17 protein-coding genes and 3 pseudogenes are annotated in these 20,406 nt (G+C 57.1%); 8 read left to right on the top strand and 12 right to left on the bottom strand.

Going from position 1 to position 20,406, the window contains the following annotated elements; all coding sequences use genetic code 11:
• Window positions 1-26: 26 nt before the first annotated feature.
• The 4 genes from ribH to pgpA are packed head-to-tail and all read left to right on the top strand — an operon-like array spanning window position 27 to window position 2,438.
• Window positions 27-497, top strand: coding sequence for a 6,7-dimethyl-8-ribityllumazine synthase (gene ribH / locus HA48_RS05325; protein ID WP_128600101.1), 471 nt, complete (start codon window positions 27-29; stop codon window positions 495-497).
• Window positions 498-516: 19 nt separating this feature from the next.
• Window positions 517-936, top strand: a complete 420-nt coding sequence (gene nusB / locus HA48_RS05320; protein WP_128600100.1) for a transcription antitermination factor NusB — start codon at window positions 517-519, stop codon at window positions 934-936.
• A gap of 46 nt (window positions 937-982) precedes the next feature.
• Window positions 983-1,960, top strand: coding sequence for a thiamine-phosphate kinase (gene thiL / locus HA48_RS05315; protein WP_128600099.1), 978 nt, complete (start codon window positions 983-985; stop codon window positions 1,958-1,960).
• Window positions 1,947-2,438, top strand: a complete 492-nt coding sequence (gene pgpA / locus HA48_RS05310; RefSeq protein WP_128600098.1) for a phosphatidylglycerophosphatase A — start codon at window positions 1,947-1,949, stop codon at window positions 2,436-2,438. The genes thiL and pgpA overlap by 14 nt, the downstream gene beginning before the upstream one ends.
• Window positions 2,439-2,507: 69 nt before the next feature.
• On the opposite strand, the gene HA48_RS05305 is transcribed toward pgpA, so the two are convergent.
• The 4 genes and pseudogenes from HA48_RS05305 to xseB form a co-directional block, all read right to left on the bottom strand.
• Window positions 2,508-3,482: an aldo/keto reductase gene (locus HA48_RS05305; protein ID WP_128600097.1), complete on the bottom strand. Its 975-nt coding sequence runs from the start codon at window positions 3,480-3,482 to the stop codon at window positions 2,508-2,510.
• Between the two features lie 69 nt (window positions 3,483-3,551).
• The gene (gene dxs / locus HA48_RS05300) at window positions 3,552-5,417 is read right to left on the bottom strand and encodes a 1-deoxy-D-xylulose-5-phosphate synthase (RefSeq protein WP_128600096.1); all 1,866 of its coding nucleotides are present in this window, start codon (window positions 5,415-5,417) and stop codon (window positions 3,552-3,554) included.
• 19 nt (window positions 5,418-5,436) lie between these two features.
• Window positions 5,437-6,335: pseudogene (ispA, locus tag HA48_RS05295) on the bottom strand ((2E,6E)-farnesyl diphosphate synthase).
• Window positions 6,335-6,577, bottom strand: a complete 243-nt coding sequence (gene xseB, locus HA48_RS05290; RefSeq protein WP_128600095.1) for an exodeoxyribonuclease VII small subunit — start codon at window positions 6,575-6,577, stop codon at window positions 6,335-6,337. Before xseB ends, ispA begins: the two are co-directional and overlap by 1 nt.
• Window positions 6,578-6,810: 233 nt before the next feature.
• Here xseB and thiI point away from each other — a divergent pair, with 233 nt between their 5' ends.
• Complete coding sequence (gene thiI / locus HA48_RS05285) at window positions 6,811-8,259, top strand: tRNA uracil 4-sulfurtransferase ThiI (protein WP_128600094.1); 1,449 nt, start codon at window positions 6,811-6,813, stop codon at window positions 8,257-8,259.
• 77 nt (window positions 8,260-8,336) lie between these two features.
• On the opposite strand, the gene yajL is transcribed toward thiI, so the two are convergent.
• Both yajL and panE read right to left on the bottom strand, forming a co-directional pair.
• A complete protein-coding gene (gene yajL, locus HA48_RS05280; RefSeq protein WP_128600093.1) occupies window positions 8,337-8,945 on the bottom strand; it encodes a protein deglycase YajL in 609 nt (202 codons plus the stop codon).
• On the bottom strand, window positions 8,899-9,819 hold the full coding sequence (gene panE / locus HA48_RS05275; RefSeq protein ID WP_128600092.1) for a 2-dehydropantoate 2-reductase: 921 nt from the start codon (window positions 9,817-9,819) through the stop codon (window positions 8,899-8,901). The genes yajL and panE overlap by 47 nt, the downstream gene beginning before the upstream one ends.
• 115 nt (window positions 9,820-9,934) lie before the next feature.
• Here panE and HA48_RS05270 point away from each other — a divergent pair, with 115 nt between their 5' ends.
• Complete coding sequence (locus HA48_RS05270; RefSeq protein ID WP_128600091.1) at window positions 9,935-10,426, top strand: YajQ family cyclic di-GMP-binding protein; 492 nt, start codon at window positions 9,935-9,937, stop codon at window positions 10,424-10,426.
• Here the strand turns inward: HA48_RS05270 and HA48_RS05265 are convergent.
• Window positions 10,423-12,196 (bottom strand): annotated as a pseudogene (locus HA48_RS05265) (sigma-54-dependent Fis family transcriptional regulator). The gene HA48_RS05270 and the pseudogene HA48_RS05265 overlap by 4 nt on opposite strands.
• A gap of 267 nt (window positions 12,197-12,463) precedes the next feature.
• On the opposite strand from HA48_RS05265, the pseudogene exaC reads away from it, so the two are divergent.
• Together exaC and adhP are read left to right on the top strand one after the other, a co-directional pair.
• Window positions 12,464-13,983, top strand: a pseudogene (exaC, locus tag HA48_RS05260) (acetaldehyde dehydrogenase ExaC).
• A gap of 30 nt (window positions 13,984-14,013) precedes the next feature.
• Window positions 14,014-15,054, top strand: a complete 1,041-nt coding sequence (gene adhP / locus HA48_RS05255; RefSeq protein ID WP_128600090.1) for an alcohol dehydrogenase AdhP — start codon at window positions 14,014-14,016, stop codon at window positions 15,052-15,054.
• Window positions 15,055-15,083: 29 nt separating this feature from the next.
• Here adhP and HA48_RS05250 read toward each other — a convergent pair whose 3' ends face one another.
• From HA48_RS05250 to cyoB, 5 genes are all read right to left on the bottom strand, one after another.
• A complete protein-coding gene (locus HA48_RS05250) occupies window positions 15,084-16,448 on the bottom strand; it encodes an MFS transporter (protein ID WP_128600089.1) in 1,365 nt (454 codons plus the stop codon).
• 131 nt (window positions 16,449-16,579) lie between these two features.
• Entirely contained in the window at window positions 16,580-17,467 is an 888-nt protein-coding gene (cyoE, locus tag HA48_RS05245; RefSeq protein WP_128600088.1) for a heme o synthase, read from the bottom strand.
• A 13-nt stretch (window positions 17,468-17,480) separates the two neighbouring features.
• Entirely contained in the window at window positions 17,481-17,810 is a 330-nt protein-coding gene (locus HA48_RS05240) for a cytochrome o ubiquinol oxidase subunit IV (protein WP_022549333.1), read from the bottom strand.
• Window positions 17,810-18,424: a cytochrome o ubiquinol oxidase subunit III gene (locus HA48_RS05235; RefSeq protein WP_128600087.1), complete on the bottom strand. Its 615-nt coding sequence runs from the start codon at window positions 18,422-18,424 to the stop codon at window positions 17,810-17,812. Before HA48_RS05235 ends, HA48_RS05240 begins: the two co-directional genes overlap by 1 nt.
• Window positions 18,424-20,406 carry a cytochrome o ubiquinol oxidase subunit I gene (gene cyoB / locus HA48_RS05230; RefSeq protein WP_128600086.1) on the bottom strand — a complete coding sequence of 661 codons (1,983 nt, stop codon included), beginning with the start codon at window positions 20,404-20,406 and terminating at the stop codon, window positions 18,424-18,426. Before cyoB ends, HA48_RS05235 begins: the two co-directional genes overlap by 1 nt.

Raw genomic sequence — 20,406 nt, 5'->3', positions numbered from 1 at the left:
ATAAAACAAACACCCAAAGGATATGTATGAAAGTTATCGAAGCTGCTGTTGCCACGCCTGATGCTAACATTGCCATCGTGATTGCGCGTTTTAACAACTTCATTAATGACAGCCTGCTGGACGGTGCGGTAGATGCACTGAAGCGTATCGGCCAGGTTAAAGCAGAAAATATTACCGTGGTCTGGGTGCCGGGCGCCTATGAACTGCCGCTGGCCGCACGCGCACTGGCGAAAGCCGGTAAGCACGATGCGATTGTTGCGCTGGGCACGGTGATCCGTGGCGGCACGGCCCACTTCGAATACGTGGCCGGTGAAGCCAGCTCTGGCATTGCACAGGTGGCAATGGCCAGCGAAATCCCGGTGACCTTCGGCGTACTGACCACCGAAAATATTGAGCAGGCGATTGAACGCGCCGGCACTAAAGCGGGCAATAAAGGGGCTGAAGCTGCCCTGACCGCACTCGAAATGATTAACGTATTGAAAGCCATCAAAGCCTGATTTTTGTAAGGGGAATTTTGTGAAACCTGCTGCTCGTCGTCGCGCCCGTGAGTGCGCTGTCCAGGCGCTCTACTCCTGGCAGTTGTCCAACAACGACATTGCCGATGTGGAATACCAGTTTCTGGCGGAACAAGACGTCAAAGACGTCGATATTAGCTATTTCCGCGAACTGCTGTCCGGTGTGGCGACTAACAGCGCGTACCTGGACGGTCTGATGAAGCCTTACCTGTCGCGCCAGCTGGAAGAGCTGGGCCAGGTTGAGAAAGCGATTCTGCGTCTCTCTCTGTATGAGCTGAGCAAACGTTCTGATGTGCCTTATAAAGTGGCCATTAACGAAGGTATTGAGCTGGCTAAAGTGTTTGGTGCCGAAGACAGCCACAAATTTGTTAACGGCGTGCTTGATAAAGCCGCCCCACAAATTCGACCCAACAAAAAATAAGTGCAAGAGGCCGGTTCACCGGCCTTTTTTCATTGAGACCTGATTTATGTCCTGTGGTGAATTTGAACTGATCGCACGTTATTTTAACCGCGTCACCAGCTCCCGCCGCGATGTGGAGAAGGGTATTGGTGACGACTGCGCGTTACTGAATGTGCCTGAAAAACAGACGCTGGCGATCAGCACCGACACGCTGGTCGCGGGCGTTCACTTCTTACGCGATATCCATCCGGCCGATCTCGGCTACAAAGCGCTGGCGGTCAATCTCAGCGATCTGGCTGCGATGGGGGCCGATCCGGCGTGGTTAACGCTGGCGCTTACGCTGCCTGAGGTTAACGAGAGCTGGCTGGCTGCCTTCAGCGATAGCCTGTTTGAGCTGCTGGATTATTACGACATGCAGCTGATTGGCGGCGATACCACGCGCGGGCCGCTGAGCCTGACGCTGGGCATTCATGGCCTGGTGCCGGCTGGGCGGGCGCTGAGACGCGCCGGCGCGAAGCCGGGCGACTGGATCTTCGTGACGGGTACGCTGGGCGATAGCGCGGCGGGCCTGTCGCTGCTGCAGCATCATCACCGGCTGAACGATCCGGCAGTGCATGAGGTGCTGATTAAACGCCATCTGCGCCCCATGCCGCGCGTTTTACAGGGCCAGGCGCTGCGCAATCTGGCAACATCCGCCATCGATCTCTCCGACGGGCTGATCTCCGATCTTGGCCACATCCTGGCGGCCAGCCGCGTGGGGGCGCGTCTTAATCTGGAGACGCTACCGCTCTCTGCGGCGCTGCGCGACCACTTTGAACCGGAGCAGGTGCTGCGCTGGGCGCTGAGTGGTGGTGAGGATTATGAGCTGTGCTTTACCGTGCCGGAGGTGAACCGGGGCGCGCTGGACGTGGCGCTTGGTCATCTGGGTGTGCCTTACACCTGCATCGGACAGATTGCACCGGAAGCGGAAGGGCTGACGCTGCTGGAGAACGGCAAGCCGCGCCGCTTTAATCACAAGGGATTTGATCACTTTGACGCGAAATAAAGATGTCGCTAAAAGCCGCCTGCGCATGGGTAATCCCTGGCATCTGCTGGCGACCGGTTTTGGCAGCGGCCTGAGCCCGATCATGCCCGGCACGGCCGGATCGGTCGCCGCGATCCCCTTCTGGTGGCTGATGACTTTTCTGCCGCTGCAACTCTACACGCTGGTGGTGCTGATTGGCATCAGCGTGGGCGTCTATCTCTGCCACCGCACAGCGCGTGACATGGGCGTGCACGATCACGGCAGTATCGTCTGGGATGAGTTTATCGGCATATGGATTACGCTGATGGCGATTCCTGCCATGAGCTGGCAGTGGGTGCTGGCCGGTTTCGTGATTTTCCGTATTTTTGACATGTGGAAGCCCTGGCCAATCCGCTGGTTTGATCGCAACGTGCACGGCGGCATGGGGATTATGGTGGACGATATTATCGCCGGGGTGATCTCAGCGGTGATTCTGTACGGGTTAGGGCTGGTGCTTTAATTGGTCAGCTGCGCATGAATGCGCATTACTCGTTGTAGGGTCGCCATTCATGGCGACCTGGTTAAACCATCACTCGAATCCCACTACCGGATGCGGCTGATAAACCGTTTCCAGTTCAGCAATATCCGTTGAACTCAGCTCCACATCCACCGCTTTTACCAGCTCGGCAAACTGCTGCTCGCGCGATGCACCGATAATCGGCGCGGTAACGGCCGGTTTATGCAGCAGCCATGCCAGCGCCACCTGCGCACGTGTCACACCTTTATCCGCCGCCACAGCGGCCAGCCGCTCAGCAATTGCCGCATCGTTCTCTTCGGTGCCGGTGTAGAGCTTCTCCATCACGTTATCGGATACCGAACGGGCGGTAGTTTCGCCCCACGGGCGCGTCAGTTTGCCGCGCGCCAGCGGACTCCACGGCAGCACGGCGATCCCTTCGCGCTGACACAGCGGATGCATCTCACGCTCCTCCTCACGTTGAATCAGATTGTACTGATCCTGCATGCTGACAAAGCGTGCCCAGCCGTTTTGCTGCTGCAGCGTTAACGCCTGCGCAAACTGTGACGCGTGCATTGAGGATGCGCCGATATAGCGCGCCTTGCCCGCTTTCACCACCTCATCCAGCGCGGCCAGCGTCTCTTCAACCGGCGTGGCGTAATCCCAGCGGTGAATCTGCAGCAGATCGACATACTCCATCCCCAGACGCGTCAGGCTATCATCAATCGATTGCAGGATGTTTTTGCGCGAGAGCCCCTGGGACAGATTGCTCAGCGGAAAATAGACTTTAGTCGCCACGACAACGCGATCGCGCCGGGCGAAATCCTTCAGGGCGCGCCCGAGAATCTCTTCGCTGCTGCCGTCGGAGTAGCTGTTTGCGGTGTCGAAAAAGTTGATGCCAGCGTCCAGCGCCTGCTTAATCAGCGGCCGGCTGCTCTCTTCGGGCAGGGTCCATGCATGATTTCCACGCATCGGATCGCCATAGGTCATGCAGCCTAAACAGAGACGTGAAACCTCGAGGTCGGTCTGGCCTAAACGGACGGTTTTCATTAAGGGCTCCTGCTCTTATGCGTTGGGGAAAGCTATCCTCAAGCATAGCAGCAGGAGCGGGGGAGGGCGTTACTGCGCCAGCCAGGCGGCGATCTGCTGCTGAATCCCGGCGGCATCCAGCTGATAGTCCGTGCGGACCTCCTCCTGCGTACCCTGCGGGATAAACTCATCCGGCAGGCCGAGGTTGAGCACCGGCACGCGCAGGCGTTTCGCCATCACGTATTCGTTGACGCCGCTGCCGGCGCCGCCTTTGATTGCACCCTCTTCCAGAGTGATCAGCGCTTCATGGCTGGCTGCCAGCTCGGCGATCAGCGCTTCGTCCAGCGGCTTCACAAACCGCATATCCACCAGCGTGGCATTGAGCGCCTCAGCGGCGGCCTGCGCTTCCGGCAACAGCGTACCGAAGTTCAGAATCGCCAGCTGCTCACCGCGACGTTTGATGACCCCTTTACCCAGCGGCAGGCTGGCGAGCGGCTCCAGCGTGGCGCCGGTACCGGTGCCGCGCGGATAACGCACCGCACTTGGGCCATCCTGATAGTGATAGCCGGTGTAGAGCATCTGGCGGCACTCGTTCTCATCGCTTGGCGTCATGATCACCATACCCGGCACGCAGCGCAGGTAGGCGATATCAAAAGCCCCCTGGTGCGTCTGACCATCGGCACCGACGATGCCGCCGCGATCGATCGCAAACAGCACCGGCAGCTTCTGAATGGCGACATCGTGAATAACCTGATCGTAGGCGCGCTGCAGGAAGGTGGAGTAGATCGCCACCACCGGCTTGTAGCCGCCAATCGCCATGCCGGCAGCGAACGTCACTGCGTGCTGCTCGGCAATCGCTACATCGAAATACTGCTGCGGATAGTCGCGCGAGTAGCTCACCATACCAGAGCCTTCACGCATTGCCGGTGTCACCGCCATCAGACGCGGATCGTCAGCCGCCATTTCGCTGAGCCAGTTACCAAAGATTTTTGAGTAGCTCGGCAGGCCAGGCACGCTTTTGGGTAGCTCGCCGCTGGCGGGATCGAATTTAGGCACGGCGTGCCAGGTGATCGGGTCCTGCTCTGCGGGCGCGTAGCCTTTGCCCTTTTTGGTCATGATATGCAGGAACTGCGGCCCCTTCAGATCGCGCATGTTCTTCAGCGTGCTCACCAGCGTTAACACGTCGTGACCGTCCACCGGACCGATATAGTTAAAGCCCAGCTCTTCAAACAGCGTGCCCGGCACAACCATCCCTTTCAGGTGCTCTTCGGTGCGCCTGACCAGCTCTTTGATCGGTGGCAGGCCACCCAGCACGCGCTTGCCGCCTTCGCGTAAACGCGAGTAGGTTTTACCGGAGAGAATCTGCGCCAGACGATTATTAAGTGCGCCGACGTTCTCAGAGATCGACATCTCGTTATCGTTGAGGATCACCAGCATGTCCGGTTTGATGTCACCGGCATGGTTCATCGCTTCAAACGCCATACCGGCTGTGATCGCGCCATCACCGATAATACAGGCGGTACGACGACCCTGGCCTTCGCGTTCAGCGGCCACCGCCATGCCGAGCCCGGCGCTGATCGAGGTAGAGGAGTGGCCGACGCTCAGCACGTCATACTCACTCTCACCGCGCCACGGGAACGGGTGCAGGCCATTTTTCTGCCGGATAGTGCCGATACGATCGCGGCGACCGGTCAGAATCTTGTGCGGATAGGCCTGGTGGCCGACATCCCACACCAGATGGTCAAACGGGGTGTTATAGACATAATGCAGCGCGACTGTTAGCTCGACGACGCCCAGGCCGGAGGCAAAGTGGCCAGAGGACTGGCTCACGCTATCCAGCAGATACTGACGCAGTTCGTCGCACAGGGCCGGAAGTTTCTCTTTCGGCAGTAAACGTAACTCCTGGACCGTGCCTGCTAACGCCAGTGTCGGGTATTTAGCAATATCAAAACTCATCAGAGACTCATTATGAAAGTTATTTATCGCGTTCAATTACGAAGCTTGCCAGCGCTTGTAGTGCGCTTGTGTCATACGATTGAGCGGCCAGAGCATCCAGCGCGCCGAGCGCGTCATGGTAGAGATCCTGCGTTTTCGCCCGGGCTTTTTCCAGCCCCATCAGGGCCGGATAGGTACTTTTGCCCAGCGCCTGGTCGGCACCCTGGGTTTTGCCGATCACCGCGGTATCGCCGATCACGTCCAGAATGTCATCCTGCACCTGAAACGCCAGTCCGATGGCGTTAGCGTAGGTATCAAGCAGCGGCAGCGCCGCACGTCCGGCATCGCCCGCAGCCAGCGCCCCGAGGCGCACCGCAACACGAATTAACGCGCCGGTTTTGTGGCGGTGAATCTGCTCAAGCTGCGCGAGGTCAATGTGCTGGCCTTCTGCCGCCAGATCCAGCGCCTGGCCGCCACACATGCCTGCCACGCCGCTGGCCTTCGCCAGTTCAGCGATCATCGCAATACGCGCCTGCGGGCTGACACCCGGCATCGGCTGCTCGGCCAGAATCGAAAACGCCAGAGTTTGCAGGGCATCGCCGGCGAGAATTGCCGTGTCTTCGCCATATTTAATATGGCAGGTTGGCTGCCCGCGGCGTAACGCGTCGTTATCCATCGCAGGCAGATCGTCATGAATCAGAGAGTAAGCGTGAATACACTCCACCGCGGCGGCGGGCGCATCCAGGCTGCTGCATCAGCATGCAGCATTTCACCCGTGGCATACACCAGGAAAGGGCGCAGGCGCTTACCGCCTAATAGTGCCCCATATTGCATGGCATTCACCAGAGGAGAACTCTGAAAAGGAAGCGGCTCAATAAAGCGCGTCAACGCCAGATTTACGCGCTCGTGATAGGCGCGTTGTAATTGGACAAAATCCATCACTCATTTTCCGGCGTAAAAGGTGCAAGCGCGGCATCTTTATCGTCGCTCAGCAGAATTTGCACGCGCTGTTCAGCCTGCTGTAGCGTTTGCTGGCCGTTGCGTGCCAGCTGAACGCCGCGTTCAAATTCGTTCAGTGCATCCTCCAGCGGCAGCTCACCACTTTCCAGGCGGCTGACAATCTGTTCCAGCTGCTGCAGGGCGCTTTCAAAACTTACGGGCGCTTCGGCTTTTTTCGGCATAATCAGGTCGACTCACAGGTTAGGAATCATCTTGCAATCGGTCATGGTAGCCGACGAGGATTAATTAGCAAAATAATCAATTCGAGACGGGTTGCTTACAGCAGTCACCCGACAAAGGTGGTATACTTTCGCGCCTCGGATGCGGGTGCTATCGCGAACTCCGCAATTATATGATTTTACCAGCTAAGTGCTCATGGTTTTAGCACTTATTTGCCCAACGAAGCTGTGTCGCCATGAAGTTTATCATTAAGCTCTTCCCTGAAATCACCATCAAAAGTCAGTCGGTGCGTCTGCGCTTTATCAAAATTCTGACCGGTAACATTCGTAATACCCTGCGCAGCCTCGATGAAGAGATCGCCGTGGTGCGCCACTGGGACCACATCGAAGTGCGTGCGAAAAAAGAGGCGCTGCGCCCGATTATCGTCGATGAGCTGACGCGCATTCCGGGTATCCACCATGTGCTGGCGGTTGAAGACCACGCGTATACCGACATGCACGATATCTTCGAGCAGACGCTGGCACTGAACCGCCAGCGCCTGGAAGGCAAAAGCTTCTGCGTACGCGTAAAGCGTCGTGGTAAGCATAGCTTCAGTTCGCAGGATGTGGAGCGCTATGTCGGCGGTGGGCTTAATCAGCACATTGAAAGCGCCCGCGTGCAGCTGAAAAAACCGGATGAGACGGTGAATCTGGAGATCGAAGACGATCGCCTGCTGTTGATCACCGGGCGCTACGAAGGGCTGGGCGGTTTCCCGATTGGCACTCAGGAAGATGTGCTGTCACTGATCTCCGGCGGTTTTGACTCTGGCGTGTCGAGCTACATGCTGATGCGTCGCGGCTGCCGCGTGCACTACTGCTTCTTTAACCTTGGCGGCGCCGCGCATGAGATTGGCGTGCGTCAGGTGGCACACTATCTGTGGCAGCGTTTTGGTCGTTCACACCGCGTACGCTTTGTGGCGATCAACTTTGAGCCGGTGGTGGGTGAGATCCTGGAGAAAGTGGACGACGGCCAGATGGGCGTCGTGCTGAAACGTATGATGGTGCGCGCCGCCTCCATGGTCGCGGAGCGCTACGGCGTGCAGGCGCTGGTGACGGGTGAGGCGCTCGGCCAGGTCTCCAGCCAGACGCTGACCAACCTGCGCCTGATTGATAATGCCTCCGACACGCTGATTCTGCGCCCGTTAATCTCGCATGATAAAGAGCACATCATCGATATCGCGCGTCACATCGGCACGGAAGACTTTGCGAAAACCATGCCGGAGTACTGCGGCGTGATCTCGAAAAGCCCGACGGTGAAAGCGGTGAAAGCGAAGATCGAAGCGGAAGAGCTGAACTTCGACTTTGCGATTCTGGAGCGGGTGGTGCAGGAGGCCAGCAATGTTGATATCCGCGAAATTGCTGAGCAGACCGAAGAAGAGGTGGTTGAAGTGGAGACCGTGGCGTCGTTCAGCAGCAACGATGGCGTACTGGATATCCGTTCGCTGGATGAGCAAGACGATAAGCCGCTGGCGCTGGATGGCGTTGAGGTGAAATCGCTGCCGTTCTACAAACTCAGCACCCAGTTTGGCGATCTCGACCAGACAAAAACCTGGCTGCTGTATTGCGATCGCGGCGTGATGAGCCGTTTGCAGGCGCTCTATCTGCATGAGCAGGGATTCAAAAACGTGAAGGTTTATCGCCCTTAGCGCCGGTGCGCACGAATGCGCACCCAACAACACCCTGTGCGGATCTGTAGGGTCGTCATAAATGACGACCCTTTTAATTACCGCTCTTCAAACTCCTGATAATTGTAAATCCCCGCCGCCAGAACCAGCTGTGAAGCGACGTCGCGCGCGGTCTCCTTATCCACCAGCAGATCAATCAGCTTCAGGGCAAAATCGATCGCCGTTCCCGGTCCCTGGCTGGTCAGCAAATTCACGCGCGGATCCCACACCACGCGGCGCTCCATCCATTTTGCCTCCGGGATGGTCTCTTTCAGACCGGGAAAACCGGTCATATTGCCGACCGGGAACAGATCGTGCGGCACTAACACCGTGCCCGGCGCGGCGCAGATAGCGGCCACAATTTTGCCCGCCAGGTGAAACTGACGCACCGTTTCGACCAGCAACGTACTGTCGCGGAAAGTCTCAGCCCCTTTTAAGCCACCCGGCAGTACGATCGCCTCGAAATCGTTATCAGCCACTTCAACCAGCGCAGCATCCGCCAGCAGACGCACGCCGCGCGAACAGACGATCTCCCGTATGCCGTTGCTCTCTACGCTGGCGGTAGTGACATTAAGGCCAGCGCGCACCAGCAGGTCGATGGTGGTGACCGCTTCGGTCTCTTCACTGCCATGTGCCAGGCAAACCAGAACCGATGCGTTCGCGTTCATATTGGGACTCCTTACGTTTAACCAGATCGTATAAGCGGGTGTTCTCCGGCAGTGACATTCCCTGCGCGCGGGCGCGCCGCAGCAGATAGCCGGTAATGTAATCAATTTCGGTGGCGCGCTGTGCACGCACGTCCTGCAGCATTGACGAAACGTTGGCTGCCGTGTTGTCGATCACGTCATAAATCGTGTCGCGCAGGTTCTCCAGCGTAATGTGCTGACCTTCGCGCTCCATCAGCCAGGCGATCTCTTCGCACAGCGCATCGATCTGCTGTGGCCAGGCGCGCAGCGCGCCGTTCTGGCAGTCATGTTCGACGGTCATTGGATTGATGACGCAGTTCACCGCCAGTTTACGCCAGCTGGCGGAGGCAATATTGTCGTGCCAGGCGACGTCCGGCAGAGCCTGATGCAGCACATCCGCGATGTCGCTCAGTCCGGCGCTCTCACGGTTAGCCGGGCCGATGTGCGTAATGCCGTGCGCCACATGTTTAATCACGGTGCCGTCGCGCATCGCTGCGTGGGTAGTAATGCCGCGCAGCAGCGGCTGCGTCAGCTCTTTCAGCTCCTCTACCGTACCCATCCCGTTATGCAGCAGCAGAACAGGCGCATGCGCGGGCAGTACGCTTTGCAGATTTTTCACGGCAGGCGACACCTGCGGGGCCTTCAGCGTGACCAGCAGCAGCTGGCTGGCGGCAAGAAACAGCGGATCGTTCGCAATAAAGGTGTGATTGCTGATGTGACCTTGCGGATCGACAACATTCACCGAGCAGTAAGGCTGCGGCACGCGCAGCCAGCCCTGAACATCATGCCCCTGGCGGGCAAGCGCGGCGAGCCAGATCTGCCCCAGTGCGCCACAGCCCAACACGGTAATTTTCATTTTGCCTCCCGCTGGCGGGTGGATATCCATTAAGTATAGCTTTCCGCGTCTCGTGTTTTATTAGCGCGATAAGACGCGTATTATGCATGTCACTTTAGTATCAGGAGAAGAAAAGATGCCATCTTTCGATATCGTTTCCGAAGTTGAACTGCCGGAAGTGCGTAACGCGGTAGAAAATGCCAACCGTGAGATCTCAACCCGTTTTGACTTCCGTAACGTGAGCGCAACCATTGAGCTCAACGAAAAGAGTGAGACCATCAAAATTACCAGCGAATCTGATTTTCAGGTGAAGCAGCTGGTGGATATCGTGCGGGAAAAGCTGCTGAAGCGCGGTATTGAAGGCGCGGCCATCGAAGTGCCTGAAGAGATTGTGCACAGCGGCAAGAGCTGGAGCGTGGAAGCGAAGCTGAAGAAAGGCATCGAGAGTGATGTCGCGAAGAAAATCGTCAAGCTGATCAAAGACAGCAAGCTGAAAGTGCAGACGCAGATTCAGGGCGAAGAGTTGCGCGTCACCGGCAAATCACGCGACGACCTGCAGGGCGCCATGGCGCTGGTGCGCGGCGGCAACCTCGGCCAGCCTTTCCAGTTCAAAAACTTCCGCGACTAATCGCCTTTTTCGCGCGCGGCACGACGATAGAGCGTGCTGCGCGCGACCCCTAATGCTTCAGCTGCTTTACTGATGTTGCCATTATAGCGCTGCAGGGTGTCGCGGATGAGCCGCTCGTCCTGATGCTGACGCCCGGTCAGGGGCCGTGCTGCAGTCAGGCGATACTCTGCCGGCAGATGGCGCTCTGTTACCTCTTCCCCGTCATCGGCCAGTGCCAGCAATACGCGCAGCAAACTGCGTAACTGACGAACGTTGCCCGGCCAGGGAAGCTGCGCCAGCGAAGTGACCAGAGCCGGCGCGAGCTGAATGTCGCGCTCCCCGGCCCCCAGCTCATGCCATAAGCGCCGGATGAAACCCGGCACGTCCGGCCAGTCGCGCAGCGGCGGAATCGTCATGGCGAACTCCTGCAGGCGGTAGAGCAGATCCTCACGAAATTCGCCAGCCGCTACGCGTTGTGCCAGGTCGCGGTGCGTGGCGCAGATAACGGCAAAGTTTACCGGCCAGCTGCGGCTGGAGCCCAGCGGCGCGACCTCTTTCTCCTGCAATACGCGTAGCAGCCGGGTCTGCAGCGCCAGCGGCATGTCGCCAATCTCATCCAGAAACAGCACGCCGCCGTCGGCTTCACGGATCTTACCGATATAGCCGTTCTTGCTGGCGCCGGTGAAGGCACCTGGCTGATAGCCAAACAGCTCGGATTCAATGAGCGCTTCCGGGATGGCCGCACAGTTAATGGCGACAAAATTACCCTCGCGCCAGCGGCTCTGCTGATGCAGCGCCCGGCTAACAAACTCTTTGCCGCTGCCGGTCTCTCCGTGAATGCAGAGCGAAACGCCGGCGTTAAGCAGTCGCACCAGCTTTTCCCCCTCACGGCCCAGAGAAAAGGGCAGATCGGGCGCCGGCGCGGCGGGGGCTGCGAAATGGCGCCGCTGCGGGGGCACGCAGGCGAAAATAGTAGCGTTGCCGGCTCATATCAAGCGTAAGGGGAACGCTGGTGGCCTGCTGCGGCTGCTGTGGAAAGAGCTGCTGGAAGGTCAGGCTGCCCAGCTGTTCCGCGCTCAGCTGCAGTTCACGCATCGCCAGGCGATTAGCGGCAGTGAGCAGATTATCGGAGAACACCAGCAGCAGTTCGTCAACGGTATCGATGCCCTGCGGCTGCGCGTGCAGGCTCATCAGCCACTGCTGCGGATGCAGGCTCTGTTTCACCCACAAATACTCAATCTGTTTCGCTGCAGCTTTCACCCAGCCAAACGTATGCGCATGGGAGAAGTGGGCAGGGCCGGAGATATCGATCACTCCCGCGATCTGTCCGTTAGGCATCTGCAGTGGCATAGCGGCACAGTAGAGATCCTGGTTGAGCGTGAGAAAGTGCTGCTGACCGTCAATCTCACAGCCATCATTGATCGCCAGCGCGGTACCAATGGCATTGGTGCCGCGGCCACACTCGCTCCATAAATTGCCCGGCGCCAGTGCAAATTGCTGCGCCCGCTCCATCGATTGCATGTCACCAAACGTATGCAGCACCAGCCCGCTTGCATCTGACAGCACCACTACCGACTGCTGCTGCGCCATCTGCTGCGCCAGCCGCTGAATAACCGGCTGGGCGAACTGCTGTAAGCCGGCATTACTGGCCAGTACGTCGGCCAGTTCACCCTGGCGAACCCGGGGAAAATCATCGGCAGTGCGGTCGAGGCCATACAGCTGGCTGCGAAACCAGGAGTCGCTTAACAGCGGGGTGGCGTTAACGGCAGACGCGGCGGAATTTCCCTGCATTGATGACCTCATGCCCTGACGAAAGTGTTGCAGGATTGTAGCGTTCAGGATCTTTCAGTGTTGCGATACGCAACACAGTTAGCGTGATTGTTGCGTAAGGAAAAGAGGTAAAAGAGGGATGAGATTTATAACTAATTGATAATATTTATTTTTAAACGGATGTGGGATTGCGTGGCAAAAGTGGCACGCACGCTGCAACAGGGTTTAGCACGGCAACGCACAGACGATTGCTGGCCGATAACACTATCTGACCCTAAGGAGTTTGCGATGCGTTATGCACATCCCGGCACGCCCGGCGCGTTAGTGACCTTTAAAGCGACCTACGGCAACTATATTGCGGGCAACTTCATCGAGCCGCTCAGCGGCCGCTACTTCATGAACACCTCACCAGTGGATGGCAGCGATATCGCGCAGTTCCCGCGTTCCGATGCGCGCGATATCGATCTGGCGCTGGATGCCGCGCATCAGGCCGCTGACGCCTGGGGAAAAACCAGCGTACAGCAGCGTGCCAACCTGCTGCTGCAGGTGGCCGATCGCATTGAAGCTAATCTGGACAAACTGGCGGTTGCCGAGAGCTGGGACAACGGCAAGCCGATCCGCGAAACGCTGAATGCCGATCTGCCGCTGGCAGTGGATCACTTCCGCTACTTTGCCGGTTGCCTGCGCGCGCAGGAGGGCAGTACCGCAGAAATCGATGAGACCACCGTGGCGTATCACTTCCATGAACCGCTTGGTGTGGTGGGACAGATCATCCCGTGGAATTTTCCGCTACTGATGGCGGCCTGGAAACTGGCGCCTGCGCTGGCGGCGGGCAACTGCGTGGTGCTAAAACCGGCCGAACAGACGCCGCTCGCCATCACGCTGCTGATGGAGATCATCGGCGATCTGTTCCCGGCGGGTGTGCTTAATGTGGTTCAGGGCTTTGGTCGCGAAGCCGGTGAGGCGCTGGCGACCAGTAAGCGTATCGCCAAAATCGCCTTCACCGGCTCAACCCCGGTCGGCCGCCACATCATGGCCTGTGCGGCGGAGAATATTATTCCCTGTACCGTCGAGCTGGGCGGCAAATCGCCAAACATCTATTTTGCCGATGTGATGGATGGCGAAGAGGAATTCATTGAGAAAGCGGTGGAGGGGCTGGTGCTCGGCTTCTTTAACCAGGGCGAAGTGTGCACCTGCCATCGCGGGCGCTGATTCATGAATCGATCTACCAGCCATTTATGGCGCGCGTGCTGGAGAAGGTGGCAACGATACGCCGTGGCGATCCGCTTGATACCGACACCATGATTGGCGCGCAGGCTTCACGTCAGCAGTTCGACAAGATCCTCTCTTATATCACTATCGCGCGTGACGAAGGCGGCCAGATTCTGACCGGCGGTGAGCGCGCCAGCATCAGCGCCGAACTGGATAACGGCTTCTATATTCAGCCCACCCTGATCAAAGGCACCAATGAGATGCGCTGTTTCCAGGAGGAGATTTTTGGCCCGGTGATTGGCGTGACTACCTTTAAAAATGAGGCCGAAGCGCTGGCGATCGCCAATGAAACCCAGTTTGGCCTTGGCGCAGGCGTGTGGACGCGCGACAGCAATCTGGCTTACCGCATGGGACGCGGCATCAAAGCGGGTCGCGTCTGGACCAACTGCTATCACATTTATCCCGCGCATGCGGCGTTCGGTGGCTATAAACAGTCGGGCGTCGGGCGCGAGACCCACAAAATGGCGCTCAGCGCCTATCAGCAAACCAAAAACCTGCTGGTCAGCTACGGCACTGCACCTCTGGGCCTGTTCTGAGTCCGCATGCATATAACGGGAGAGTGAAAGATGACGATGCAAATCAAAACCACCATGAAAGCCGCCGTGGTTAAAGCCTTCGGTGAACCGCTGGTGATTGAGCAGGTGCCGGTGCCGCAGGTAGGGCCGGGACAGATTCTGGTAAAAATTGCGGCGACCGGCGTATGCCATACCGACCTGCATGCCGCCGAAGGTGACTGGCCGATCAAACCCAATCCACCCTTTATCCCCGGCCACGAAGGTGTGGGCCAGGTGGTGGCAGTGGGGGAGGGCGTGAAGCACCTTAAACTGGGCGATCGCGTTGGCGTGCCGTGGCTCTACTCCGCCTGCGGCCACTGCGAGCACTGCCTGGATAGTTGGGAAACGCTCTGTTTATCCCAGCAGAATGCCGGCTACTCCGTTAACGGCAGTTTCGCCGAATATTGTCTCGCTGATGCTAACTACGTCGGTATTATCCCGGATAATGTAGAGTTTAACGAGGTAGCGCCGATCCTGTGCGCGGGCGTCACGGTCTATAAAGGCCTGAAGATGACCGATACCAAACCGGGTGACTGGGTAGTGGTATCCGGCATCGGCGGACTGGGCCATATGGCGATTCAGTATGCGGTCGCGATGGGATTGAACGTGGCGGCGGTGGATATTGATGACGACAAGCTGGCCTTCGCCAAACGCCTGGGTGCCAGCGTGACCGCCAATGCAAAGCAGGTGGACCCGGCGCAGCTGTTTCAGGAGAGCTTCGGCGGCGCGCACGGCGTGCTGGTTACGGCGGTATCGCCAAAAGCGTTCGAGCAGGCGATCGGCACGCTACGCCGCGGCGGCACCATGGTGCTGAACGGATTGCCGCCGGGCAAATTTGACCTGTCGATTTTCGATATGGTGCTGGATGGTATCACCGTGCGCGGCTCCATTGTGGGCACGCGTAAAGATCTGCAGGAGGCGCTGGATTTTGCCGGACGGCATAAGGTGAAAGCCAGCGTAGCGGTTGAGCCGCTGACCAACATTAACGACATCTTTGCGCGTATGCACGCCGGCAAAATCGAGGGCCGCATTGTGGTGGATATGTCGCTCTGATAGCAGGCGGCCTGATGGCCGCCATTTTATTAGCTGCTGGCGATTAACGCTTCGAGCTCAACGCGGCTGGTGACTTTACTGTCTATCTTGATGTAAGCGCTTTTCTCTTCCGGCACGATAAACACCGAGGTGACGCCCGGCTGCGCGCGCAGGCGCTTCTCCAGGTTCGGTACCGCCAGCACCGCATCGCTCAGCACCAGGCGCAGGCTGCTGACATAAGGTGGCTCCTGCATCGACATCGCCACAAACAGCCAGGCGGCTGCCACAATCGCCCCAATAAGAAATACCGTCTGCGCATCGTAGTGGCCGAATACCCAGCCGCCAAAGCTGCCGCCAATCGCAACGCCAATAAACTGACTGGTGGAGTAGATGCCCATCGCCGTGCCTTTATAACCGGGCGGTGACTCTTTACTGATTAGCGAAGGCAGAATCGCCTCCATCAGGTTGAATGCGAGGAAGAACAGCTGCACGCCAATCACCAGCGTCCAGAAGTGACCGGCTGCGCCCCACAGGACGATTTCAGCAATGATGATCAGCGCCACGCAGCCCACGAATACGCGCTTCATGCGGCGCTTCACTTCGGCGTAAATGATGAACGGCACTACGGCAACAAACGCCACCAGCATGGTCACCAGATAGACCTTCCAGTGCTCAGCCGCCGGGAAGCCAGCCTGCTCAAACTGCCCCGGCAGGGCAACAAAGCTCGACATCAGCAGGATGTGCAGACAGAGAATACCGATATTGAGCTTCAGCAGCTTAGGATTGGCGAGTACCGTACGAATACTGCCTTTTACCATGCCGGATTCCCGGTTCAGAACGTGACCCGGCGCGTTCGGTACCACCAGCAGCGTAATCGCGATGCCTAAGGTAGCGAGAATTGCGATCATCCAGAACAGCGCATGCAGACCGAGCGCGTGAGTAACAATCGGACCGATCACCATCGCGATAGCAAAAGTGACGCCGAAGCTGATGCCAATAAACGCCATGGCTTTCGTGCGGTTCTGCTCGCGGGTAAGATCGGAGAGCAATGCCATTACCGCTGCGGCGATAGCCCCTGACCCCTGCAGCGCCCGGCCGAGAATGACGCCCCAGATAGAGGTGGTCATGGCGGCGATCACGCTGCCGAGTACAAACAGCATCAGCCCGCCGACAATCAACGGCTTGCGGCCGACGCGATCGGACAGCAGGCCAAACGGAATCTGAAACACCGCCTGCGCCAGACCATAAATACCAATTGCCAGCCCGATGAGGGTTTCACTGGCGCCCTGCAAAGCCATGCCGTAGGTCGTGAGGACCGGCAGGACCATAAACATTCCCAGCATACGCAGGGAAAAAACCGTGCCTAAACCCCATGTTGCCCGACGCTCTACCGGGGTCATTTTATTGTCGTTCATTCCAACCTCTGAAAATTTGCTACATATATTTTAGGGAGCGGGGCAGGGCGGGTAAAACAATAGTTTTTAAGCAGTGGTAACAAAAAGAAAGGGCGCGATAGTCGCGCCCTTATTCGGAGTAACGGTCTGACTTACCAGACGTAAGTCAGCAGGTCTTTAGAGGCCGGGGACATAAAATCCACCGACATCATCACGCTAAGCGCGGTAATGGCGACAATCGAGAACACAAACAGTTTACGCGCCCAAACTTTATCATTTGAGGTTTTGTAACCTGAGAGTGCCATACCGAGCCACCAGACGCTTACCGCCGCTGCGACCACCAGATATTTGTAGCCAGCGTAACCGCCCAGCGTCAGCATCAGCGTGGCAATCATGAACGCCAGAATGTAGAGCGTAATATGATTTTTTGCCACCGAAATGCCTTTCACGACCGGCAGAACCGGAATGTTAGCGGCCTGGTAATCTTTAAAGCGGAAGATCGCAATCGCATACGAGTGCGGCATCTGCCACAGGCTAAAGATCGCCAGTAAGATCAGTGCGCCAGCATCAAACTCATTGGTCACTGCGCAGTAGCCAATGACCGGCGGCGCTGCGCCGGAGAGGCTACCAATCAGCGTGCCATAGACCGAATGACGCTTCATGTAGAGGCTGTAAATGCCGACGTAAACGACGAAGCCCATCACCGCCAGCCACATGGCCAGCGGGTTAGCGCCAAAATACAGCAACGCAAAGCCAGCAATACCCAATGCGGTTGCATAAACCAGGCTTACTTTCGCCGAGATCAGGCCTTTGACCAGAACACGGTTCCGCGTTCTCTCCATCTTGATGTCGATATCACGGTCGATCACATTGTTGAAAACACAACCGGATGCGACAACCAGCGATACGCCCACCAGTGAGACGAGAAACAGGGTGTAATCAATGCTGCCTTTCGAAGCCAGCAGGAATCCACCGATCACAGAAATTAAATTGCCGAAAATAATTCCTGGTTTTGTTACTTGCAGGTATTGCTTAATCATTACGCGTGACTCTTTAGTGGGCCATCATGTTGTAGTTGAGGTTCCACATAATCCACAGTGAGCCGATCACAACAATCAGGATGATGACTGCTGAGAACACAATGGCCACCATGTTCCAGCCACCCTCGGATTTGCTGTCCAGATGCAGGAAGTACACCAGGTGAACCAGAACCTGGACCACTGCACACACCAGAACCACACCCAGAATGGTGCCGTGAGAGGCGCTGCCATCCATTACCATCCAGAACGGGATTGCCGTCAGGATGATAGAGAGGATGAAACCGATCATGTAAGACTTCACGCTACCGTGAGATGCACCATGTTCGTTAACAGAATGACTCATTACATGGCCCCCATCAGATAGACAACGGTGAATACGCAGATCCACACCACATCCAGGAAGTGCCAGAACAGACTCAGGCACATGATACGGGTGCGGTTAGTTGCGGTCAGACCACGCTTCGAGATCTGGAACATCAGCACAGCCATCCAGATCAGACCAGAGGTCACGTGCAGACCGTGCGTACCAACCAGCGTGAAGAAGCCGGAGAGGAAGCCGCTGCGGTCAGGACCGAAGCCTTCCACGATCAGATGATGGAACTCATAGATCTCCATCCCGATAAATCCGGCACCGAACAGGAAGGTCAACGCCAGCCAGCTGATGACCGAACCCTTGTTCTGGTTGTTCATCGCGATCACTGCCATACCATAGGTAATGGAGCTCAGCAGCAGTAGCGCGGTTTCAACCAGTACGAACGGCAGTTCGAAGATATCTTTACCTGCCGGGCCACCGGCAGTGTTGTTGACCATAACTGCATAGGTCGCAAACAGGGTTGCAAAGATAATGCAGTCACTCATCAGGTAGATCCAGAAGCCAAAGACTTTATTGGCTCCTGCATCGTGATGCCCATGCTCCGCATGGGCGTCGTGGTGGTGTTTTACGGTTTCAGTTGACATTATTTCAGACCTGCTTTGCTGATGTCATCAAAGTGCTTCTTCTCGATCTGCTCGATTTCAGCAACCGGTACGTAGTAATCCACGTCTTCATCAAAGCTCTTCACAATCCAGGTCACAATTGTGCCCAGGAAAGTCAGACCTGCCAGCCACCAGATGTGCCAGATGAGGGCAAAACCGAAGACTGTCATGAAGGCTGCAATAACAATCGCCGCGCCGCTGTTTTTCGGCATATGAATCTCTTCATATTTTTCTGGCTGCTTGTACGCTTCGCCTTTCTCTTTCATCTCCCAGAACGCATCACGCTCGTGGATATGCGGGATTACAGCAAAGTTGTAGAACGGTGGTGGTGAAGAGGTTGCCCACTCCAGCGTACGGCCGCCCCACGGGTCACCGGTCAGATCGCGGTTCTGCTCACGGTCACGTACCGATACCCAGAACTGGATAAGCTGGCACAGGATACCGCAGGCAATCAGTGCCGCACCGCCTGCTGCAACAACCAGCAGAGAGTGGAACTGTGGATCGATGTCCTGGCTGATACGACGGGTCATACCCATGAAGCCCAGTGCGTACAGCGGCATAAAGGCAACAAAGAAGCCGATGATCCAGAACCAGAAGGCGCGCTTGCCCCAGGTTTCGTTCAGGGTGAAACCAAACGCTTTCGGGAACCAGTAGGTCACGCCAGCCATACAACCGAACACCACACCGCCGATGATAACGTTATGGAAGTGCGCGATCAGGAACAGGCTGTTGTGCAGCACGAAGTCCGCACCCGGTACTGCCAGCAGTACGCCGGTCATACCACCCACTGAGAAGGTCACCAGGAAGCCGATGGTCCACAGCATCGCCGAGTTGAACTCGATACGACCCTGATACATGGTGAACAGCCAGTTGAAGATCTTCACGCCGGTTGGAATCGCGATGATCATCGTCATGATACCGAAGAAGGCGTTAACGTTCGCGCCCGCACCCATGGTGAAGAAGTGGTGCAGCCAAACGATGAACGACAGTACGGTAATCGCGATGGTCGCCCACACCAGCGAGGTGTAACCAAACAGACGCTTTTTCGAGAAGGTGGCAGTAACTTCAGAGAAGACACCAAACACCGGCAGAACGAGGATGTACACCTCCGGGTGACCCCAGACCCAGATCAGGTTGACGTACATCATCATGTTACCGCCCATATCATTAGTAAAGAAATGGAAGCCAAGGTAACGGTCAAGCGTCAACAGTGCCAGCGTCACGGTCAGAACCGGGAACGCAGCGATGATCAGGACGTTGGTGCACAGTGATGCCCAGGTGAAGACAGGCATTTTGAACAGGTCCATGCCCGGCGCACGCATCTTCAGAATGGTCACGAAGAAGTTGATACCGGTCAGTGTCGTACCGATACCGGATAGCTGGAGACTCCAGATCCAGTAATCGACCCCGACGCCAGGACTGTACTCCGCACCCGAAAGCGGCGGATAGGCCAGCCAGCCGGTCTGCGCGAACTCGCCCACACCCAGCGACAGGTTAACCAGGATCACACCGATCGCAGTGAACCAGAAGCTCAGGTTGTTCAGGAACGGGAACGCAACGTCACGGGCACCGATTTGCAGCGGAACCGCGATGTTCATCAGACCCACCACGAAAGGCATCGCCACGAAGAAGATCATAATCACGCCGTGCGCGGTAAAGATCTGGTCGTAGTGATGGGGGGGTAATATGCCCGCTTCTCCGGCAGATGCCAGAACCTGTTGGGTACGCATCATCACTGCATCGGCGAAGCCACGCAGCAGCATGACGAAAGCCATGATGATGTACATGATACCCAGTTTTTTGTGGTCGATAGAGGTTAACCACTCCGACCACAGATACTTCCACTTACCAAAATAGGTAATGGCAGCAATCAGCGCCAGACCACCAATGATGATACCGGCGACCGTAACCATGATAATGGGCTCATGGTAGGGCACTGCATCCAGTGTTAATTTTCCGAACAT

The sequence above is a fragment of the Pantoea wallisii genome, assembly GCF_002095485.1.
Classification (GTDB): domain Bacteria; phylum Pseudomonadota; class Gammaproteobacteria; order Enterobacterales; family Enterobacteriaceae; genus Pantoea; species Pantoea wallisii.
This window is presented reverse-complemented; position numbering and strand designations above follow the sequence as displayed.

Excerpts from the sequence above, each read along its gene's own strand:
- thiI (WP_128600094.1), top strand. The coding sequence starts at position 6,811 with ATGAAGTTTATCATTAAGCTCTTCCCTGAAATCACCATCAAAAGTCAG.
- HA48_RS05305 (WP_128600097.1), bottom strand. The coding sequence starts at position 3,482 with ATGAAAACCGTCCGTTTAGGCCAGACCGACCTCGAGGTTTCACGTCTC.
- HA48_RS05250 (WP_128600089.1), bottom strand. The coding sequence starts at position 16,448 with ATGAACGACAATAAAATGACCCCGGTAGAGCGTCGGGCAACATGGGGT.
- yajL (WP_128600093.1), bottom strand. The coding sequence starts at position 8,945 with ATGAACGCGAACGCATCGGTTCTGGTTTGCCTGGCACATGGCAGTGAA.
- HA48_RS05240 (WP_022549333.1), bottom strand. The coding sequence starts at position 17,810 with ATGAGTCATTCTGTTAACGAACATGGTGCATCTCACGGTAGCGTGAAG.
- thiL (WP_128600099.1), top strand. The coding sequence starts at position 983 with ATGTCCTGTGGTGAATTTGAACTGATCGCACGTTATTTTAACCGCGTC.
- cyoB (WP_128600086.1), bottom strand. The coding sequence starts at position 20,406 with ATGTTCGGAAAATTAACACTGGATGCAGTGCCCTACCATGAGCCCATT.
- HA48_RS05270 (WP_128600091.1), top strand. The coding sequence starts at position 9,935 with ATGCCATCTTTCGATATCGTTTCCGAAGTTGAACTGCCGGAAGTGCGT.
- xseB (WP_128600095.1), bottom strand. The coding sequence starts at position 6,577 with ATGCCGAAAAAAGCCGAAGCGCCCGTAAGTTTTGAAAGCGCCCTGCAG.
- cyoE (WP_128600088.1), bottom strand. The coding sequence starts at position 17,467 with ATGATTAAGCAATACCTGCAAGTAACAAAACCAGGAATTATTTTCGGC.
- HA48_RS05235 (WP_128600087.1), bottom strand. The coding sequence starts at position 18,424 with ATGTCAACTGAAACCGTAAAACACCACCACGACGCCCATGCGGAGCAT.
- panE (WP_128600092.1), bottom strand. The coding sequence starts at position 9,819 with ATGAAAATTACCGTGTTGGGCTGTGGCGCACTGGGGCAGATCTGGCTC.
- dxs (WP_128600096.1), bottom strand. The coding sequence starts at position 5,417 with ATGAGTTTTGATATTGCTAAATACCCGACACTGGCGTTAGCAGGCACG.
- ribH (WP_128600101.1), top strand. The coding sequence starts at position 27 with ATGAAAGTTATCGAAGCTGCTGTTGCCACGCCTGATGCTAACATTGCC.
- adhP (WP_128600090.1), top strand. The coding sequence starts at position 14,014 with ATGACGATGCAAATCAAAACCACCATGAAAGCCGCCGTGGTTAAAGCC.